The organism is Streptomyces sp. FH025, assembly GCF_017427025.1.
Lineage (GTDB): Bacteria > Actinomycetota > Actinomycetes > Streptomycetales > Streptomycetaceae > Kitasatospora.
Genome location: NZ_JAFLNG010001260.1, coordinates 1 through 503, shown reverse-complemented (window position 1 = coordinate 503; position 503 = coordinate 1). Strand labels below are relative to the sequence as shown.

The window sequence follows — 503 nt, the reverse complement described above, 5'->3', positions numbered from 1 at the left end:
GAGCCACTTCCCGGGCGTCGGCGTGGCCGAGGACGGCCGCGACCTGGCCACGGACGAGTTCGGTCAGTGCCCGCTCCCGCTCCACCGGGGACAGAGCCGCCAGGCGATCCGCCAACGACGTGCCCTGCTGTGCAACTTCCGCACGACGAACGGCCGCCGGCACCAGACCTGTGAGGATCGTCGGGACATCCTCACCCCGGGCCCGCAGAGCGGCCGTGTCGATCCGGCTGACACCGAGCACCGCCTCGCCCGTGAACTGCGAGGCGTCGAAGAGCGCCATCGCCTCCTCGGACGCCAACGGCACCAGACCCGTCTTGGCGATCCGCCGAAGATCGACCTCCGCCAGATGCCCGGACATCGCGCTCGTCTCACGCCACAGACCCCACGCCAGCGACGTCCCCGGCAGGCCCTGCTCCCGACGGAACTCCGCCAGCGCGTCCAGGAACGTGTTACCGGCCGCGTAGTTCGCCTGACCCGCCGTCCCCAGCAGACCCGCGATCGAC

General features: G+C 71.4%; 1 protein-coding gene. It reads right to left on the bottom strand.

The window, feature by feature from the left end; genetic code table 11:
- Nucleotides 1–503, bottom strand: a 503-nt coding sequence (locus J0670_RS38770; protein WP_207817454.1) for a beta-ketoacyl reductase, incomplete at both ends; no start/stop codon positions are given.